A 17,376-nucleotide genomic window follows, 5' to 3' on the forward strand; every position below is an offset into this window, starting at 1 on the left:
TGAGGTTAGTTCCGCGTTATAGTCCGCAAAAGCGAGCATTCCTCAAGCTAGCATTGAGAATTACTAAAGGCATATGAGCGGGCCACCCCTCCAGTTCCTGCACGGCTTCGTGCTTGCCGCACGCATGGGCAATATGTCGCGTGCCGCCGAGGCGATGAATGTCACTGTCAGCGCGCTAAGCCATCAGATGCGGCAGCTGGAGCAGCGGCTTGGCTACCCACTGCTGCTGCGGCAGGCGCGTGGCGTTGAAGCTACGGCGGAAGGACGGCGCCTGCTCGATCAGGTCGGGCCGCACCTGGATGCCATCAACGAGGCGTTCCGCCCCTTCCAGGCGCGGCGCGATTGCGTGTTGTCGGTCAGCGCGGTGCCGACCATGGCCTCGGCATGGCTGGTGCCGCGCCTGGGTCGCTTCGTGGCGGCGCATCCGCAGATTGAGATCAATCTGCAATCCAACCAGCTGTTGATCGATTTCGAGCGGCAACTGCAGTTTGATGGGGCGATGCGTATCGGCGATGGTCGTTGGCCGGGAGTGATCGCAGAACCCTTGATCGACGAGTGGCTGGTGCCGATGGCCAGCCCGGCACTGGTGCAGCGCATGGGCGGCATCGGTGCGAAGCCGTTGGCGGAATGGCCGCTGCTGGGCGACCCGGATGGCGAATGGGACCGCTGGTTCGAATTGACCGGTGCAAAGGCGCCCAAGCGCTATGTTGCGATCTTTGATGACTCCGAATCGCACCACCGTGCGGCCTTGGAAGGCGTGGGCGTGGCACTCGGGCGGGTGACGCGCGCGCAGCTGCTGCTGCAGTCAGGCCAGTTGCAGTTGCTGTCCGATCACCGTCTGAAGACGGCGTGGTCGCACTGGCTTGTCTATCCCGAACGATCAAAGAGCCATGCTGGCTTTCAGGCATTCCGGCAATGGCTGCATGCGGAAGCGGCCGAATACCGGGTGATGATGGTGAACAGCAGCAACAGTGAGCCGCGCGTCGGCGCCTGCAATCGCAGCCTGCCGCGAGCGACTCGTACGTCTACCTGATCCACGGTGCCAGAACACGCAGGCGCTGCGGCCGCGACGACAAGGTGAACGCCACCAACAATGCGCCACCGCTCAAGGCCATGACCCATACCAGCACCGCCATCGTTGCATGGTCCACGCCCAGGCACAGCAGCAGCGCGGCGCCGATGCTGCAGCCGCCCAGGATGCGCAGCAGGCGCAGGACCGCAGGCGAGGGCTGGCGTTGCCATACCTGCGCGGCATGCACCTGCATCGACAGCGCCAGCCAGGCCATGCCGCAGAAGCTGAGCAACAGCGCGGCTGTGAGCATCAGGTTGGCGGCGAGTGACTCATGCATGGGCATTCTCATTCTGGCTGTGGCTCAGCTGCCTTGCATGCGCGCGCTGGCCGAGCTTGCGCGCGACAATCATTGCCACGGCCGCAGTGCAAAGCAGGAACAGGTCGATGCCGGCTACCGGCCAGTAACCTTGCGACAACGTCCGCAGCAGGTGGTCGCCGGTGGTGATCCAGTTCAGTGCAACCGCCGCGACCGCCAATACCGCGATGGCCCAGGTCTGCTCGCGCCACGCCGGGTTGCTCAGGCCGCGCGCCACCGGCGCGCCGCGCAGGCCGGCATGCACCAGCGCCAGCGCCCACACTGCCCAGAAGGCGTAGCGCTCCCAGTCACCCCGGCTGGGCAGCGCGTCGGGTAGCAGGCGGTTGGCAATCAGGATGCCGAGCGTGGCCAATACCATGCCGGTGACCGTGGTCACCGCCAAGGCATCCACGATGCGCGCACCCTGACTGCCTTGCTGCGCGTGCTGGCGCTTGCGCTTCTCGACGAAGAAGACGAAACCGGTGGCAATGCACACCGCCCCGGCCAGGCCGCCGAGCACGTACAACCAGCGCAGCAGCCAATGGCGGAAGTGCTGCAGGTGCAGGCCGGTGAGGAACTCGCTCATGCGTGCCACCGGCGTTGCGGCCGGGTCCTCGCGGATCAATTTGCCGTTGCCGGCATTGAAGTGGATGCCATCGCCAACCAGGGCGATGCGGTCGGTGCCGGCGCGATAGACACTGACGTAGCCGTTGGTATCGCCCACGTGCTGCAGCACCAGGAAGCCAACGTCACCGGCCTTGTCATTGGCCTGCCAGCGCTGTTGTGCCTGCGCCACCATCGCATCGACCGATGCCAGCCCTGCGGCAACCCCGGCGCGCTGGTGTGGCAGACCGGTTTCCTGTGCCTCGGTCCGTTCGTGCAGGTCATGCAGATCGTGCAGCTGGGTGTGGCCGACCGGGAAATAATAGGTACCGGCAAAGATCAGCAGGCCGGTGAGCGCGAAGAAGAAGTGGAACGGCAATGCCACCACGCCGGTGAGGTTGTGCAGGTCCAGCACGCTGCGCAGCCGCGCCTTGCCAGGGCGGAAGGTGAAGAATTCACGGAACAGCTTGCGGTGCATCACCACGCCGCTGATCAGTGCGGCCAGCATCACCAACGCGGAGAAGCCGACGATCCAGATGCCCAGGTTTTTCCAGTCCAGGGTCAGCCCATAGTGCAGCGGGAAGAAAAAGCCGCTGCCGATCTTCAGGCGGTCGTCGGGCAGCACGCTGCCATCGCGTGGATCGATGGTGGCATAGGCCCAGATGAGTTCTTCCGGGTCCTTGGCATTGGGTACCTGGTAGCCGGCATACAGGGCCAGGACCGGATCGCGGTGGGTGGTGTAGGCACTCCAGCTGGCGACCTTGTCGAAGTGCTCCGGCATCGGCCCGTTGACGCGTGGGCGCATCGCGTCGATGGCTTCCTTGTTTGGCTGCATGCGCTCGAAGGCAGGCCGTAGCACCTTTTCGAAGGACGGCATCGGTTGCGGCTCGATGCGGGTTGCCGGGATCGCCCAACGGTCGATTTCCCGATCGAAGACGGACAGCGCGCCAAAGAAGAACGCTGCCATCAGCACGAAGCCGAGCACCAGGCCGAACCAGGTATGCAGCCACGCCATGGCTTGCCGGAAACTATTGAACATGGGGTTCTCCGTTCACACCAGCAGGGTTTGCACGAGTGAGGCCAGGCCCGCCATCAGCAGGCCGCCACCAAGCAATACGATGCCCACCCGCAGCAGTTGCCTGCTTGCGATGCTCCACAGGAACACCAGCACATAGGCGAGCAGGCCGATGAAGGCACCAAGGAACTCGGCATCGTGGAAATCCAGTTTGGCCGCGAACAACAGGCAGGTTGCCAACGCCACCGTGCCCCAGGCAAAGACGTAGCCGCCGAGCATGGCCATCAGCACGCGCAGCACGATCTGCAGGCGACGTGAGCGGGATGGAGCAGCGAGGGTGGAGGGTTGGGACATGGTGTGGGGAGGTCTCGGGTATCGATGAAGGGTGAAGCGTTGCTTGAAGCCCCTCTCCCTGCGGGAGAGGGGTTGGGGAGAGGGGGAGGTTGGCCGTGAAGTGCAACCCCTCTCCCGCCCGTTGGGCACCCTCTCCCGCAAGGGGAGAGGGGATGGAGCAAAAGCCAAAGCCAAAAGCCAAAAGCCGAAAGCCGAAAAGCAAAAGCCGAAAAGCAAAAGCCGAAAAGCAAAAGCCGAAAAGCAAAAGCCAACCTATGGCCTTGCTGCCATCAGCCGCACTCAGAACCGCCAGTCAAAGCTCAACTGGTAGTTGCGCGGCGCACCGTAGTAGCCAATCTGATACAGACTGTTGATGTACTTCTGATCGGTGAGGTTGTTGATGTTGGCGCGCACCGTCGCGTTGGGCAGTACATCCCAGGCGATGAAGGCATTGAGCACCGCGTAGCTGCCCTGGCGGACCACCATGTTGGTGTAGCTCTCCTTGGTGGAGGTATCGCTCTGCCAGCGGCCACCCAGGCCGAACGACAGCGCTTCATAAGCTGGCAGGCGTGAGGTCAGCATCAGGTTGGCGGTGCGGCGCGGCACCCAGGTATAGGTGCTGCCGCCGTCCTGGTTGCTCATCTTCAACTGCGTATAGCCCAGTACCAGGCTGGTGTTGTCGCTGAGCTTGCCGGTGGCCTCGAACTCGACGCCCTTGGACTCCACGTCCACGCCGTAATACCAGTAGTTGGCGGTGGCGAAGTCATAGCCACCATAGGTGGACAGGTTTTCCTGCTTGGCCTTGAACAAGGCCAGCGTGGTCAGCAGGCGCCGGTCCAGCCATTCGGCCTTGACGCCGACTTCGTAGTTCACGCCCTTGGTCGGGTCCAGGTAGACATGCTTGATGTCGTACTGGTCCTGCGGCTGGTAGATGTCGGAGTAGCTGACATAACCCAGCACGCTGTCGTTGAAGTCCCAGGTCAGGCCGGCGTACGGGCTGACGTTGTCCTCGGTCTGGCTGAAGGCCACGCCGTTGTTGCCGTCGCGGTGATACTCGGCCCAGTTGACGCCGACCACGGCCTTGAGCCGATCGGTAAAGCTCAAACGGGTGGCGCCGTAACCGCGCTTCAGGCGCTGGTTGGTCCAACTGGCCTTGGTGCGTGCGCCCCATTGCGGCTCGGCGACCACGTTGCCTGCATATGGGAATGCCGGCAATGCACCGAACGAGGGATCGTTGCCATCCACCGGGTGGTCCCAGGTGGTCTCCGCGCTCTTGGCAATGCTGAAACCGAACATGGCTTCCTGCTCGCGCCCGAACAACTGGAAGCGGCCGTTTACGGTGATATCGCCCAGATGCGAGCTGCCTTCGTCGATGCCCTTGTACGACCAACCCACCAGGCCTTGGCCGGTAAGCGGATCCAGGCCGGTGGTGGTGTAGGCGAAGAACAGCTGGTCATCACTGCCGAGCTTGCGGTAGTTGTACGACGCCTTGACCTGCCAATCCGCGCTGAGCTGGTGGGTGTATTCGGCGAACGCGGTTTCGGTTTTGGTATCCCAGTACGTCCAATCCTGGGTGGTGGACGCGCTGCGCCGCCATGAGGCCTGGCTGCCGTCGGCATTGACGAAGGTCAGCGCGCCCCACATGTTCTGGTCGCTGTTGGCCTTCTGCCATGAATAGCCCAGGGTCAAGGTGCCGTTGTCACCTATCTGGCCGTCGACCACGCCGTACAGGAAGTTGCGGTCAGTGTTGAAGCCGCGCAGATAGGAGTCACCGTCTTCGTGCGCGGCCACCACCCGTCCAGCCCAGCGGCCGTCGTCGGTGAACGGGGTGGCATAGTCCACCTCAACGCGGCGCTTGCCCCAGGAACCCACGCTCACGCCCAGCTGGCCCTTGGCCTCATTGGTGGGGCGCTTGCGCACATAGTTGATGGTGCCCGAGGCGTTGCCCACGCCGGTGAGCAGGCCATTGGCGCCGCGGATCACTTCCAGCTTCTCGTAGCCGTAGGCGTCCATCGCACCGGTGACGATGCCCCAGTCGTTGGGCAGGCCGACGCCGTCGATCTGGGTGTTCTTGATGTCGAAGCCGCGCGCCACGTAGTTGGTGCGGTTGGTTTCCCATTCCTCCACCTGGATGCCGGTGGCCAGGCGCAGCGCATCGTTGAGGTTGTCGATGCCGAACTGCTGCATCTGCTCACCGCTGACCACGCTGATCGACTGCGGGGTTTCCTTGATGTCCAGGTCCAGGTTGGTGGCGCCATTGCTGACCCGGTTGGCACGTTGGGACACCACCCGCACCGTATCCAGTTGGGTAGCGGTGTCATTTTCCACGCCGGCGGCGCTTGCAGTGGCGGCCTGTGGCGCTGCCAGCAGGCTACCGCAGCTGCTGGCCAGAGCCAGGCAGATGGCCGCTTTCAGGCGGCGGTTGGTGAACCGGAAAGGGAACGAAGCGCCTGCGGCAATGGCCGGGCGGGGGGAGGTGCGGTTGCGGTGCATGAGTGGGCCTGAACGGAAGAAAGCAAGGGGATTAGCCACGTGCGGGGCGTTGCCCGCTTCCGGTGCGGGGCATGACTGCGCTCAGGCGGGCGGCAATGTTAGTGCGAAATTAAATGCGAATGATTTGCATTTTGCAACTGTTCCCTGAGTCAGCCAGCACCGCATGGGGCGTTTCGCGTGGTTCTGGCAGGCTGTGATTGGCGTGGTTTGCTCAGAGGAGGACCGCCCCGGCCCCGTCGCTGGGGCGATACAGGCGTCTGCAGCGCATTGTCAGCGCCCGCAGAACCAAAGCCCCTCTCCCTTCACGGGAGAGGGGTTGGGGAGAGGGCGACGAGATCAGCGCTGCCGGCTGCCGCAGGTATTCCGCCCGGCCCGAGACCCCCACAGCGCGTGCCCAGCTCAAGCCACGGGCAGGAAGCGCGTCACCTTGTGCTTGAGCAGCTGCACCAATACTGGGTCCATATAGTCGTAGTCATCCGGGATATCCAGGCAGATCACCCGCTTGCCATCCAGGTGCGCGCGGAACTTCTTCGACAACTTGTTGCGATGCGCTTTTTCCATCACGAAGATCAGGTCTGCCCAGAGCAGCAGTTCGGGTGATACCGGCGTGCTGGCATCGTTGCCCAGCCCGGCCGATTGGGTCTCGATGCCGGGCCAGTCGGCGAATACCTGCTCGCCGGTGGGGCTGCGCAGGCGATTCTGGCTGCAGATGAAAAGGACGTTGCGCGGCATGGTGGCTCTGGCTCAGGTTTGGCGATTGATCAGGCATGCGGCGCTGAGCGTTCGCCTTGCCGGCGATGCATCAGCAGCGGAGTGAACACGGCGACGCCAAGCAGCGGCCAGCCGAAAAACAGAACCCGGAAAAGCAGCGATCCGTTTGTCGTCCCGATCAGCAGCAACGACACCACGCAGCCACAGCTGAAGCCGATCCAGACCAAGATTTTGTTGAAGGCCAATGGCTCGCTGCTCAGCGCGGCATAGGCGTGCCATAGCGCGATGATGCCCAGCCAGCCGCCGGCAATGCACAGCAAGACCTGTACGGCGTCAGCCATATGCTCGCCGGCCTGGAGCGACTCCAGTGCGAACATCACACCGGGCACGCTATAGAACAGCGCCACCAGCATGGTGGGCACAATGACCCCGACGCCAACGAGTTGAGCCAGCACGCGGGTTCGCATCTGAGTGCTCATGCGCGGGCAGCCTCTGCTGTTGGCGACGTTTCTGTGGGCATCATCGGCGGTGCACCAGCACGCTCAGGCATCGTGCTCAGCGCGGCTGCGGCTCGACGACCACGGCGGTGCCATAGCAAAGCACCTCGGTGAGCCCGGTCATCAACTCGGTGGCGTCGTAGCGCACGCCGATGATCGCGTTGGCGCCGAGCTGCCGCGCGTGGGTCACCATGTCGCGGTAGGTCTCATCACGCGCCTGCTCGCACAGCTCTGTGTAGATGGTGATGTTGCCGCCGAAAATGGTCTGCAGCCCACCCAGAAAGTTGCCCACGATGGAGCGCGAACGCACGGTGATGCCGCGCACCAGGCCGAGGTTGCGTACAGCGCGATAACCCGGCAGTTCCAGCGCGGTGGTGATCATCGAATCGTTGAGAACTGCGGCCGTCGTCGAGCGCGGTGAGGACGAGTTGTACGGGTCGGTCATGGATGGGCCTGGGCAGATGATGGAGTGATGAACGCGGAGTATGGCGCAATGCTTTTACGCAGGTGCCTCGGTAGCGTCCTGCGTCCAGACCTGCCCTGAAAGGGCAGAGTGAAAAGCCGAACAAAAGCTAGCCCGGGTAAGCGCAGCGCACCCGGGGTTGCTGGCACGCATTCGGTAACATCATCGGCCAGCTGCTTCCCGGGTGCGCTGCACTTACCAGGGCTACGGTGACGCGGCCTGCTGAGCCCAAAGAACCAACATGTAGTGCCGAGCCATGCTCGGCAGGGGCATCAGGCGTCTGGCGGGCAGCTATGGAGACGAAGGCTCCCCAACCAGTTCACGCAGTTCGCCTACCCGGCTGATGTTCAACTGCATAGGACAGAACGAATACATCGGTGAGCCCACGTAGGAGCCGGCAAGCTGGCAGTGCAGGTCGCGGTAGACCAGCCAGGCCTTCTGTGCCCGCTCCAGTTGTTCGGCATCCTCTGCGTTCTCGGCCAGCAGCCGGCTGTAAAGCGCGCGATACAGGCGGTTCATCTCGGCCTTGGCGCTTGCAGAAGCTGCGCTGGAGCACGCATCGACCGTACCGTTGTTGATGCCGCCGGCTTCTGCGAGGCAGTCGTTGTAGACCTGCTGATGATCCGGCTGCGCCGGTGACTCGGCCCAAGCGAGGGTTGGTGACAGCAGCAGGGCGATAGTCAACGCGCGGATCATGTAAACCTTGATGTCAGGAGGTGGCAGTGGCGTCCACCGTGGTGATCGCTCGCCTGCAGGCTCAACGACGGGTGAGTTCCTGGCCATCGACGGTCATTTTCCAGCTGCCATCTACCTGGTGCGGCGGCACTGATACCACGAAGCGGGTGGTCAATGGGCCAACCCCGGCGATGAAGTCATTGCCTTCATAGGCCTTGATCGGCGCATCCAGGGACGTGCTTTTCGACGGGCTGGGCTGGTGCTTGTAGACCACGCGGCCGCTGGCATCGATAAGCAGCGATGTGGTTTCAGATTCCCAGCTGCCGATATAGGCCTGCTTGTCTGCGGGCACTGGCTTGCCGCAGGCCACCAGCAGGCAGGCGAGCAATATGCCGAGCAGCGCGGAAGCACCGCGGCGTAGCTGCGAGGTTTGCCGTGCGTTGCTGCTGGCGGTGACGTGTGAGCGAGTGCTGCGCATCCTGGAATCCTTCCCGTGAGCGTTGGGTGCAAGTCCGTCAGCTCCGCGCTGATCGGATGAGTGGAGTGGCATCACTCTGCCAACGAATGCCGTCGCCGGCAAGCCGGCGCAGTCCGGAAGTGCCAGCCGCTTATTCCTGCGCGGAGAACGCCGCGTGATAGGCAACCGTTCCCTGTGGCGGCGCGCCGTCAAACGAGAGTGCCTGGAAATACTCGGCGGGCGCGCCCGGTAGCGTCAACGAAGGCGTCGCTACGAATCCAAACCGCCGGTAATAAGCGGGCTCCCCCAACACCACGCAGCCTGCCGCGCCGTTCCGGCGAAGCAGATCAAGCGCAGACTCCACCAGCTGCGTGCCAATGCCTTGGCCCTGCAGCGATGGCAGCACCGACACCGGGCCTAGGCCATACCAGCCAATGCTGGCATCGTTGATGGTGACCGGCGATGCAGCGACATGGCCGACAACGGCGCCAGCGCGTTCGGCAACCAGGGAAACGCTGAGCTGTCCTTCGCGTCGCAGCGCGGCCACGATGAACTGCTCGGTGTGGCTGCTGTGCGCGGCGTCTGCAAACGCGGCGATGGTCACTGCTGCAATTGCGGCGCTGTCATTGGCTGTTTCAGGGCGGATCTGCAGGTTCATGCGTGTCTGGCTTGGGCGGTTGTGAGCGAATGATGCACCCAATGTGGTCACGGCTCGAAATTGATTGGGCGATCAAGATCGGTGTGCGAGCGGAGCTTGAAAGCGCGCACGGCGATGAAGGAAGACCGTGCGGAAAGGATTGGTGTTGCGTCAGCAGGTTTGATCACGAACCTACGCTGCGCTTGAACGCAGCGAAGCATCATCTGCAACTGAGCGTCACTATCGGCTCCAGGTACGCCGGCAGCGTGCCTTGCGCATCCATCACCGCCAGCGCATCAAAGCGGGGAATACGGGCACCGGGGTCGGTGGCAAGCAAGACCTTGTATGCCTTGAGCATGCTGCGCATGCCGGCGAGCTGGGAGGGTTGCAGCGCGCCCTTCTGCGATGGATTGGCCACCTGGAAGGCCGCACTGCCAAAAATGAACTGTGCCAACAGCTCGGGGCCATTTGCTATGCCCTTGCCTGGTATTGGTGCCAACACATCCGGGCAGACGTAATCCACCGCGTCGGTGGTGCTGTCCTCCCACTCAAGCAGCAAGGCGCGGATGCTGGTTGCCTCCGGGTGCCTTGGCTGTGCTTCCAGCAACGCGGTCAGGCCAACGACCTGGGCACTGTCGATCTTCAACGCGGGTGCGCCCTGCGCGAAGGCCGCCAAGGGCAGGGCAAGCGTGAGTGCGAGGATCAGTGTTCTGTTGAGGGAGCGGCTCACGGACTCTCCTGCACGGATAGGGAAAGCAGCGGCAACATCGGCAGTGGGTGCTGATTCAACGGCTACGGTCAGGCCCTGAACCACGCCGTGCCAGCGTACATCAACGGCAGGCGGCGTTGACCTGCTGGTCCAGGTTGCCACGCATATCGGCGCTTGCCTGGGCGCCAGCGGCGCCCAGCGCTGCAGTGCGCAGTGCCTTGGCGCTATCGCATTTTTCGTTGGCCGCAGTGGTGGTGTAACGGACCTGCACACGGCGCTGGCCCGGCCTGGCCGGAGCTGCTGAGATGGTCTGGGTCGGGTTGGAGCGCGAGGGGGTCGCATACCGGCGCAGCGAGGTTTCGCCTTCGCTGCAGGGGATGGACTGGTAGCTGGTCTCTCCCTTCGGGCTGCTGCACTTGTAAACCGCCTGGGCCTGCGCCGAGGGCAGGGCAAAACAGGCCAGGATGGGTGCGAGGGCGAGCAGACAGGCCTTTGTCATCGAAGCTCCCTGAATAAACATGAATAGGCGAAAGAAGGGGCTGATTATGGCGGCTTTGGCGGCGCGAATCCGGGACGGGCGCGGCGTTTCAGGGCAAAAAGCTACGCCCGGCCAGATCAAGGTGTCGGCGATGAGCTCAAGGAAGCCGGCGAAGGCTCACCAGGGCTGCGGGGGCTTCATGGCGGGCACGCGATTGCGGAATTTGCTGCAGGCCAGGAGCAGGATCAACGCGAAGCAGACGAGGAAAGGAGGCAGGTAGACTCCCATGTTGGTTGATCCCACTCCCATGATCGACAGATGAAGATCGTCCAGCCACTTCATCTGCATGATCGTGAGAACGAGCCCGGTGATGGTGGGAACCGGAATCCCGCCGTGGCCGGCCACGAAAAGGGTGGGAGCAAACGACGCGATCAGCGCCGAAAGCGCCACGCGATACAGGATCGGCCAATTGGCAAAACGCGCCCGAAGTTTGAACAGCGCAATGGTTGCGAGCAGCGCCAGCAATGTCATCAGGATGGGGACGGCGAGGAGTTCAAACATGCAAGGCACCGGAGCGTCGGGGCTGGGCGACGTGCATCGCCAACGGAATGCCACTGACCGAGGTCAGCGGCAAGGTCGCATCTGATAATTGACTGGCGTGCTGCGGAGCCTGCTCAGCACTGGAAGCCAAGCACCAGCTCGGAGTTATCGGCGCTGCTGCGGTCCAGATCACTGCGCCGTTCCAACGGCTGCGTGCAACCACGCGGCTTGATGTACTCGCCGGCCATCTCCACCAACTCGGCGGCCTCAAGCGGCTGCTTGTCCTTGCTGCGGACATGGATGTAGTAAGGCTGTTGGAACATCACGATATAGGTATCCAGCGCATAGCTGCGACCGGCATGCTCCAACTCGGCATGGTTCTCGTCGACCTTCACCCAGCCGCGTTCAATCAGTTTGCTCTGTGCAGCCATGCCGGGCAGTGCAAGCAGAGACGCTGCGACGAGGATGGTGGTGATGATTCCTTTCATGGATGACTCTTCTATTGAGGATTTGATATGGGTTTAGCGAGTTTACTGTCCCGGAGTGTTGATCTCATCTGCCAAGACACCGCGGAGTGGGAGAGCGTTGGCCCGAGTGCTACGGCTCTCAATGCCGGGGTCATGCGGTGCGCAATAGCCGGCAAGATTGCTGATATAGGCCTTGCCAACTTGGCTGACGAGCACGATAGAACAGTGATAAGGGGCGCCTCGGCCCGTCCACAGTGGCGTGGCGCACATTCCGAAACTGCCGAATCTGACTTCCATGGCTGCCGATGTGAGTTGGGACGACTGTATGTCGGCGCGGGCAAGCAGGGCGGTCAGTACATCGCCGTAGTTGGCAGCCAGTGCCTGGCTGATTGGGCCGCCTGGCGCGGACGTTCGGGCGAGCAGGTCAAAGCGGGCGGATGTATCGGCGAGTGTGGCTGTCTCCAGGCATAGCAAGCCCAGGCCCCAATAGCCGGCAAGGTCATTATTGCGGCTGATGAAGGTTTCGCCGAGTGAGCGGGAGATGCCTTTCAGGTGGCGCGTGCTTGCCATGCGCGCTCCAGGGTTGGCGTTGGACCAGATCGCAATCTGTGCATTGCTTGAGCATGGTCAGACCGCACCTCTTGCTGCCTCCAGAGCGAGCGGTAGGTAGTGCGCCAGCTTCTTGGTGTTGATGTCCTTTGCCGAGTGCAGCTTGATGTGCCGCCGGCCTTTGCCTGCGCCTTCAAGGTGGCCCAACGAGTCCGGGATCCTGGCGCCGCTGCCGAACTCGACAGACACGTGGTGCTTATAGGCAAAGACCCCGCAGAACGGCTGCCCTGAGCTGAAGAGGATGCCGCCGTACTTGACCTCCTCGGTCACTGCCGGGACGGTCTGCTTTACAAGCGCGCGGACAGATTCGAGTAGGGAGAATTGCTCCTCGCCAAGCAGGCGGACGTCATCCAGGAGGTCTTGAATGGATTTTTTAGCCATGGCGTTGCTGTTCAACTCCAGAACCGAGCCTGCCGGTGAAGCCGGCCGGCGTGAGTGATTGTTGGGCGGCGAGGTTGCGTATGACGGCCAGCGCCGAACGGCGAGCGGACCCGCGCCAGTAGACGCTATCGGGGTGGCTCATGCTCAGCAAGCTTCTCCCGCGAGGCGATTCTCTCGACCAGCGTATCGATAGCGGCCTCCATGGCATGTGCCGTCTGGTCGCCACTCTGGTTGGTGATGACGAAGATGCCCAGATCATATTTCGGCATGATGTAGATGTAGCACTGCGAGCGGGGAACGCCGCCATGATGCGCGTAGTAGAGGTCCTTCAGGCGGTCACCGCTGACGATGTTCCAGAAGTAGCCGATGCTGAACTCGGAATCGAACTTGACCAGAGGACGATGCGATTCCGTCACCACCGGCCCGCCGGCCAATTGGAACTTGAGGTAGTTCAGCATGTCCGGGGTTGTGGCTTTCACGTTTCCGGATGCGCCCCAGGGTAACTCCGGCATTGGTGTGGTCGGGACCACATTGTCGCTGTGATAACCAGCCGCAAGCCGGGCCGCTTCGTCTTCGCTCATCTTGATCCGAATGTCGCTCATTCCCGCTACATCGCGAAAGAATCCACGCAGCAGTGACTCATAGTCGCGCTTGTAAACAACTTCCAGAATGTGGGCCGCCAGTTGCGTTCCGGCACTGGAGTAGGCGTACTCCTTTCCGGGCGCGCTGCCTATCTCGACAGTGTGCAAGTCATTGAAAAAATCTGTCTTTCCATAGCCCTTGTAGACGGCATTGAGCTCGCCGGGCGTACGGTGATCGGTGAAGTCTGCGAGCACCGTGTTTGCGCGTTCCGGCAGCATGTTTGGCAAGCCACTGGTATGCGACAGCAGGTGACGGATACGGAGGGGTTCGCTCTTGTACTGCAGGTTCGGATAGTCCCCTTGCAGGTACTGACGGACATCGTCTTCCAGGCCCAGCTTGTGCTCCAGCACCGCATTGGCAATCAAGGTCCCGGTCAGGGTCTTGCTCAAAGAGCCGATTTCGTAGAGCGTCGCATCGGTTGGAGGAGATGGCTTCCCGGTTTCCATGTCGCCGCGGTGACGGATGAATTCCTCGCCCCGGTATACCACTGCGATCGAGGCTGAGTGGAGCAAGGGCTGTTCGATCAGCGTTGCGGCTACTTCATCGATGTCAGCCCCGAGATTTTTTGCCGGGACATTCTTACCCGTGCATCCCGCGCTCAACAGCACGGCGGACAATGCGAAGCAGTTGAACCATCGCCGGTTTCGAACAATCATCGAGGTCGCTTGCATGCGTCGGCGCTTGAAGGCAAGTAGGAAAAGGGTTCGTAACATAGCCGATTGCCGAGGCTCACGCCTGTGACCTATCCGCGGCTGCGTCTGTTGGCTCTGCTGGAATGGTCGCCATCTAAGGGCTGCTGAATGCCGGAAGCGGGGAGCGGACCCGCCGCGGCGGAATCGCTGCTCATCTCCCGGTTCGAATCGGAAGATTGCAGGCTATTTGCTGTGCTGCCTGATGCATCGATTCAGCTTGTCGGCACAGCGGCTTCGGCTTGAATGAGCTGCCGGCTATCGCCACTAGAATTCCTTGCCATTTACCGGGACACGTTTGAGCTCGGCCAGGTCTATTCCATCCACGCAGCGAACATTGATTGCCGCCATCTTGGTTCCGTCAGGCTTGCTCCCAAGGCCGAAGGCCTGGCAGCCACAAACCGAGCAGAACTGGTGCAGGATGTTGTGCGTGTTGAAGGTGTAGGTCGTGAGTTTGTCTGCTCCTGATGTGACCGCAAATGCTTCGCGTGGCACGAACCAGAACAAAAGTCCCTTGATGCTGCAGTGTGAGCAGTTGCATTCAATGGCTTGGTCAATCTCACCTTGAGCGGTGAACTTCACTGCTCCGCAATGACAACTTCCAGATTGCATGGGTGCCTCCTAAGGCGTGAGTTGAGCCTTGCCGCGGCGCGGTGTTGGCTTGAATGAACCTTCAGGCATCAAGTCGACACCAAAACGCCAGTGAGTACCTGCCCATGTCGATTGACTCCCAATCAGAGGACTCATGGATTGGCATCTTAAGGGTGATTGTTTTGAGGTCAACATGTAGAGGAAACTCGGAAAGAACAATGTCCGCTACCTCGGGCCCGAGCCTGTGAGTGATTTTGAACACAGGGAACGAATCTACGAGTTCGGCGGCGCCGATGCGGAACGTGCCTCGGGTCAGCAGTTCGTCACCGTCAAAGAGGGCTAGGTCAACGCGCACAGATTTGCCCTTTGATGCCTGACGTGCGCATCAGGGCGAGCCAAGCAACGGTCTCGGTTTGAATGAATTGTGCGGTGTTTGATATGGATCCAGCAATCTGCACCGGGCAGCCTGAGCCGGCTCATGATATGCGTTGTAGCTGACGAGTTCCTGGAAACATGCATGCCAACAGCCGCCGCCGATCTGACGCGCTTGACCCGAAACCAGGCAGCTTATGAGGCAATCGTTCCCTGGGCTGCATTGTTTGGATAGCTCGGTGACAAAGCAGCTCTCATAGTCATTGAGCGCGACAGGGTTGATGTTATTGGCAAGGCATTTTCCGTCCAGCAAGTCCCGGAAGTCTGGGCCTGGAGGAGCCGCTGGGAGCGCCTCGCCGCGCGAATTTCTGTGACTCACCGAACTTGGTGATTCACTACATGCCGTCAAAATAACTAGTCCAATTATCAGGATTGATTTTGACATGGCACCTAATCCTGGATATTTAAGCCGCGCCGCGAAGCGGTGTCGGCTTGAATGAGCTGTTAGGTGCAGTTAGCCTACCTTGCAATTGAAACCGACACATCGTCAATCGCACCTTTGTCATCAAATGAAAAGCCAATCGAGCAGTAGCCACCGCCCCGCCAGTTGCTTGAGATTGGATGGGTAAGGCTGTACCAGTGCTTCAATGTCCGCGGATTAACCCAGCCAGGCTGCCCAAGTCTACGGAAAAGTTCTTGGCGGTCGAGGCCAATATAGTCATGCAGAATATTGTCAGATGGACATGGTACTGGAGTTGGCGAGGGATCTCCTACAGGCATGGCACGAAATGCAGCAAGTTGGCGGCCTAATGAATCCAATCCAGTTTCTGTTTGATGCTGCCCTCGCGCGGCAGGCGCAGATAGCAGAAATGCGAGTAAGACGATCGCGAATCTCATGATCTGCACCTAACCCTGGAATTAAGCCGAGCCGCGGAGCGGCTTCGGCTTGAATGAATTGTTAGCCGTCAACGACGATTGATTGAGAACGCGGCTCATAGACTGGGTGGAATGGGTCCGAAGTATCGGTAGCAATCTTGTAGGTGAACTCTAGGACGTTATCTGTAAGACGGAGGTCGAGTGCGCGGATACCTACAAAGAATGGATTGTGGCCCACGTGGATTATTGGATAGAAGCGGTCCTGCATGGGCTCTAGCGGATAGTTGCTTGAGGATTTCTTGAAGGCAAGGCGATTCGCAATTGTTGCGAACCTATCGACATACAGCTGCTGCATGAACTGCACCACGAACTGCTGGTTCTTGCGCGGCGAAAGCACTGATAACAAGCGCCTATCTCCGGATAAATTGCGCTCTTCAAAGATGACCCAGCCTGGACCATGTTTCATTGACGGCTAACTCTTATGTAGACCGCGCGGGAGCGGTGTATTGCTGAGTATTGCGCATCTTTCCGTTGTTTTGAACAACGGGATGTACTTGCGCGATCAATGTTCTGTGGCATTGCATAAGCCGAGTCAGAGAGTGGCTAGCAAACAGCAGTTCCAATCGGTGATATTGAATACACTCCGGCGGCAACGGGCGTAGTGGTATCTGCAACGCCTTGATACGGGTCATTCGTCCAGCTGCCAATTTCAAATAGCCCACCTGAGCTACCGGGCCTTTCCGCCAGGTTTGATGTTGACGCCTATTCCACTTCCCTCGTCCGCGCCAACTCCGCCGCATTCCTCAATGCTTGCAGAAAACGCGCGAGCGGCGCGCTCTGCGGTTCGCCATCGCGGGTGTACACCATCACCGGCCGTTGCCAGGCAAACCCGGGTGCATCCAGCTTCACCCAATGCCCGGCGAGCAGCTCGGCCTGCGCCAAACGGCTGGGCAACAAGGTGAGGTAGCCGCCGTCGCGGATCATCGCGCGCATGAACTCCGGCGAGCCGCTTTCCATCGTGTTGAGCGGTGGTTCCAGGCCGGCTTCATGGAAGCGTTGGCGGAAGGCGGCTTCCACCGCGCCCAGGCGCCGGCCGAAGATCCAGGCTTGTTCCAGCAATTGCGCCGGACTGATATCGCGTTGGCGCGCCAGCGGGTGGCGCACGCTGGCGAGTACGCGGTACTCGTCGTGCATCAGTACTTCGCTCTTGATGCGCGGGTCCGGGTCGCCGTCGCCGAAGGTGTGCAGGGTGACCACCGCATCCAGTTCGCGCGCCAGCAGGTTGGGCAGCAGTTCGGGCAGGATGCCGCCGCTGACGTGGATGCCGATCTTCGGCCAGTGCCGGCGCAGCGCCAGTACCGCCGGCGCCACCAGCGAGCCGGCCGTGCTGGGACCGGTGCCGATGCGGACCTGGCCCTCGGCACCGGTCTGCAGTTCCTGCAGGCGGTCCTCGAAGCGGCGCACGGCGTCGTGGGCGGGCTGGGCATGCTCCATCAGCAGGCGGCCGACGTCGGTGAGCCGGGCTTCGCGGCTGCCGCGCTCGAACAGGCGCGCGCCCAGCTGCTGCTCCAGCGCCTGGATGCCCTTGCTCAGGGCCTGCTGGGTGCGGCCGGTGGCCGCGGCGGCGCGGGTGAAGCTGCCGTGTTCAACCACGGACAGGAAGTAGCGGAGCTGGCGGAGATCCATGGCGGCACGCGGTAACAACCAATGGTTGTGGATCGTACGCGAATTGGTTGGCGGTTGCCGGGGCGGGGCGCTGATAGTCGGCTGA

At 61.5% G+C, this 17,376-nt stretch carries 21 protein-coding genes; 1 reads left to right on the forward strand and 20 read right to left on the reverse strand.

Annotation, left to right across the window (positions count from 1 at the left end):
* Positions 1-73 precede the first annotated feature (73 nt).
* Positions 74-1,033: a LysR substrate-binding domain-containing protein gene (locus ABB27_RS03160; protein WP_083491113.1), complete on the forward strand. Its 960-nt coding sequence runs from the start codon at positions 74-76 to the stop codon at positions 1,031-1,033.
* On the opposite strand, the gene ABB27_RS03165 is transcribed toward ABB27_RS03160, so the two are convergent.
* The 20 genes from ABB27_RS03165 to ABB27_RS19590 all read right to left on the reverse strand — a co-directional run bounded on the left by ABB27_RS03165 (position 1,026) and on the right by ABB27_RS19590 (position 17,291).
* Positions 1,026-1,349, reverse strand: a complete 324-nt coding sequence (locus ABB27_RS03165) for a DUF3325 domain-containing protein (RefSeq protein ID WP_057626778.1) — start codon at positions 1,347-1,349, stop codon at positions 1,026-1,028. The genes ABB27_RS03160 and ABB27_RS03165 overlap by 8 nt on opposite strands.
* Entirely contained in the window at positions 1,342-3,009 is a 1,668-nt protein-coding gene (locus tag ABB27_RS03170; RefSeq protein WP_057626779.1) for a PepSY-associated TM helix domain-containing protein, read from the reverse strand. The genes ABB27_RS03165 and ABB27_RS03170 overlap by 8 nt, the downstream gene beginning before the upstream one ends.
* A 12-nt stretch (positions 3,010-3,021) precedes the next feature.
* Entirely contained in the window at positions 3,022-3,339 is a 318-nt protein-coding gene (locus tag ABB27_RS03175; protein WP_057626780.1) for a hypothetical protein, read from the reverse strand.
* Positions 3,340-3,618: 279 nt separating this feature from the next.
* Complete coding sequence (locus ABB27_RS03180) at positions 3,619-5,811, reverse strand: TonB-dependent siderophore receptor (protein ID WP_083491114.1); 2,193 nt, start codon at positions 5,809-5,811, stop codon at positions 3,619-3,621.
* A gap of 399 nt (positions 5,812-6,210) precedes the next feature.
* A complete protein-coding gene (locus ABB27_RS03185) occupies positions 6,211-6,543 on the reverse strand; it encodes a low molecular weight protein tyrosine phosphatase family protein (RefSeq protein WP_057626781.1) in 333 nt (110 codons plus the stop codon).
* A gap of 29 nt (positions 6,544-6,572) precedes the next feature.
* Positions 6,573-7,001: a hypothetical protein gene (locus ABB27_RS03190; RefSeq protein WP_152984411.1), complete on the reverse strand. Its 429-nt coding sequence runs from the start codon at positions 6,999-7,001 to the stop codon at positions 6,573-6,575.
* 76 nt (positions 7,002-7,077) lie between these two features.
* Positions 7,078-7,464: a YbjQ family protein gene (locus tag ABB27_RS03195; RefSeq protein ID WP_057626783.1), complete on the reverse strand. Its 387-nt coding sequence runs from the start codon at positions 7,462-7,464 to the stop codon at positions 7,078-7,080.
* Between the two features lie 309 nt (positions 7,465-7,773).
* Positions 7,774-8,178 carry a lysozyme inhibitor LprI family protein gene (locus tag ABB27_RS03200; protein ID WP_057626784.1) on the reverse strand — a complete coding sequence of 135 codons (405 nt, stop codon included), beginning with the start codon at positions 8,176-8,178 and terminating at the stop codon, positions 7,774-7,776.
* Positions 8,179-8,239: 61 nt separating this feature from the next.
* A complete protein-coding gene (locus tag ABB27_RS03205) occupies positions 8,240-8,635 on the reverse strand; it encodes a hypothetical protein (protein ID WP_244479117.1) in 396 nt (131 codons plus the stop codon).
* Between the two features lie 130 nt (positions 8,636-8,765).
* Complete coding sequence (locus ABB27_RS03210; RefSeq protein ID WP_057626785.1) at positions 8,766-9,272, reverse strand: GNAT family N-acetyltransferase; 507 nt, start codon at positions 9,270-9,272, stop codon at positions 8,766-8,768.
* 199 nt (positions 9,273-9,471) lie between these two features.
* Positions 9,472-9,981 (reverse strand): hypothetical protein, encoded by a 510-nt coding sequence (locus ABB27_RS03215; RefSeq protein WP_152984412.1) that lies wholly within the window; start codon positions 9,979-9,981, stop codon positions 9,472-9,474.
* A 100-nt stretch (positions 9,982-10,081) separates the two neighbouring features.
* Entirely contained in the window at positions 10,082-10,459 is a 378-nt protein-coding gene (locus ABB27_RS03220) for a DUF4124 domain-containing protein (protein ID WP_057626787.1), read from the reverse strand.
* Positions 10,460-10,615: 156 nt separating this feature from the next.
* Positions 10,616-10,999, reverse strand: a complete 384-nt coding sequence (locus tag ABB27_RS03225) for a hypothetical protein (protein WP_057626788.1) — start codon at positions 10,997-10,999, stop codon at positions 10,616-10,618.
* Positions 11,000-11,112: 113 nt separating this feature from the next.
* Positions 11,113-11,466, reverse strand: coding sequence for a hypothetical protein (locus ABB27_RS03230; RefSeq protein ID WP_057626789.1), 354 nt, complete (start codon positions 11,464-11,466; stop codon positions 11,113-11,115).
* Between the two features lie 42 nt (positions 11,467-11,508).
* Complete coding sequence (locus ABB27_RS03235) at positions 11,509-12,015, reverse strand: hypothetical protein (protein ID WP_057626790.1); 507 nt, start codon at positions 12,013-12,015, stop codon at positions 11,509-11,511.
* 57 nt (positions 12,016-12,072) lie between these two features.
* On the reverse strand, positions 12,073-12,450 hold the full coding sequence (locus ABB27_RS03240; RefSeq protein WP_244479118.1) for a DUF1801 domain-containing protein: 378 nt from the start codon (positions 12,448-12,450) through the stop codon (positions 12,073-12,075).
* Between the two features lie 110 nt (positions 12,451-12,560).
* Positions 12,561-13,748 carry a serine hydrolase domain-containing protein gene (locus ABB27_RS03245; RefSeq protein ID WP_057626792.1) on the reverse strand — a complete coding sequence of 396 codons (1,188 nt, stop codon included), beginning with the start codon at positions 13,746-13,748 and terminating at the stop codon, positions 12,561-12,563.
* A gap of 285 nt (positions 13,749-14,033) precedes the next feature.
* Positions 14,034-14,378 (reverse strand): GFA family protein, encoded by a 345-nt coding sequence (locus ABB27_RS03250; protein ID WP_057626793.1) that lies wholly within the window; start codon positions 14,376-14,378, stop codon positions 14,034-14,036.
* Positions 14,379-15,687: 1,309 nt separating this feature from the next.
* Positions 15,688-16,071, reverse strand: a complete 384-nt coding sequence (locus tag ABB27_RS03260; RefSeq protein WP_152984413.1) for a hypothetical protein — start codon at positions 16,069-16,071, stop codon at positions 15,688-15,690.
* Between the two features lie 296 nt (positions 16,072-16,367).
* On the reverse strand, positions 16,368-17,291 hold the full coding sequence (locus ABB27_RS19590) for a LysR family transcriptional regulator (RefSeq protein WP_057626796.1): 924 nt from the start codon (positions 17,289-17,291) through the stop codon (positions 16,368-16,370).
* Positions 17,292-17,376: the final 85 nt, after the last annotated feature.

The organism is Stenotrophomonas terrae (assembly GCF_001431465.1).
GTDB lineage: Bacteria > Pseudomonadota > Gammaproteobacteria > Xanthomonadales > Xanthomonadaceae > Stenotrophomonas > Stenotrophomonas terrae.

Coding starts and splice junctions, on each gene's coding strand:
- ABB27_RS03160 (WP_083491113.1), top strand. CDS start 74: ATGAGCGGGCCACCCCTCCAGTTCCTGCACGGCTTCGTGCTTGCCGCA.
- ABB27_RS03165 (WP_057626778.1), bottom strand. CDS start 1,349: ATGCATGAGTCACTCGCCGCCAACCTGATGCTCACAGCCGCGCTGTTG.
- ABB27_RS03170 (WP_057626779.1), bottom strand. CDS start 3,009: ATGTTCAATAGTTTCCGGCAAGCCATGGCGTGGCTGCATACCTGGTTC.
- ABB27_RS03175 (WP_057626780.1), bottom strand. CDS start 3,339: ATGTCCCAACCCTCCACCCTCGCTGCTCCATCCCGCTCACGTCGCCTG.
- ABB27_RS03180 (WP_083491114.1), bottom strand. CDS start 5,811: ATGCACCGCAACCGCACCTCCCCCCGCCCGGCCATTGCCGCAGGCGCT.
- ABB27_RS03185 (WP_057626781.1), bottom strand. CDS start 6,543: ATGCCGCGCAACGTCCTTTTCATCTGCAGCCAGAATCGCCTGCGCAGC.
- ABB27_RS03190 (WP_152984411.1), bottom strand. CDS start 7,001: ATGAGCACTCAGATGCGAACCCGCGTGCTGGCTCAACTCGTTGGCGTC.
- ABB27_RS03195 (WP_057626783.1), bottom strand. CDS start 7,464: ATGACCGACCCGTACAACTCGTCCTCACCGCGCTCGACGACGGCCGCA.
- ABB27_RS03200 (WP_057626784.1), bottom strand. CDS start 8,178: ATGATCCGCGCGTTGACTATCGCCCTGCTGCTGTCACCAACCCTCGCT.
- ABB27_RS03205 (WP_244479117.1), bottom strand. CDS start 8,635: ATGCGCAGCACTCGCTCACACGTCACCGCCAGCAGCAACGCACGGCAA.
- ABB27_RS03210 (WP_057626785.1), bottom strand. CDS start 9,272: ATGAACCTGCAGATCCGCCCTGAAACAGCCAATGACAGCGCCGCAATT.
- ABB27_RS03220 (WP_057626787.1), bottom strand. CDS start 10,459: ATGACAAAGGCCTGTCTGCTCGCCCTCGCACCCATCCTGGCCTGTTTT.
- ABB27_RS03225 (WP_057626788.1), bottom strand. CDS start 10,999: ATGTTTGAACTCCTCGCCGTCCCCATCCTGATGACATTGCTGGCGCTG.
- ABB27_RS03230 (WP_057626789.1), bottom strand. CDS start 11,466: ATGAAAGGAATCATCACCACCATCCTCGTCGCAGCGTCTCTGCTTGCA.
- ABB27_RS03235 (WP_057626790.1), bottom strand. CDS start 12,015: ATGGCAAGCACGCGCCACCTGAAAGGCATCTCCCGCTCACTCGGCGAA.
- ABB27_RS03245 (WP_057626792.1), bottom strand. CDS start 13,748: ATGCAAGCGACCTCGATGATTGTTCGAAACCGGCGATGGTTCAACTGC.
- ABB27_RS03250 (WP_057626793.1), bottom strand. CDS start 14,378: ATGCAATCTGGAAGTTGTCATTGCGGAGCAGTGAAGTTCACCGCTCAA.
- ABB27_RS03260 (WP_152984413.1), bottom strand. CDS start 16,071: ATGAAACATGGTCCAGGCTGGGTCATCTTTGAAGAGCGCAATTTATCC.
- ABB27_RS19590 (WP_057626796.1), bottom strand. CDS start 17,291: ATGGATCTCCGCCAGCTCCGCTACTTCCTGTCCGTGGTTGAACACGGC.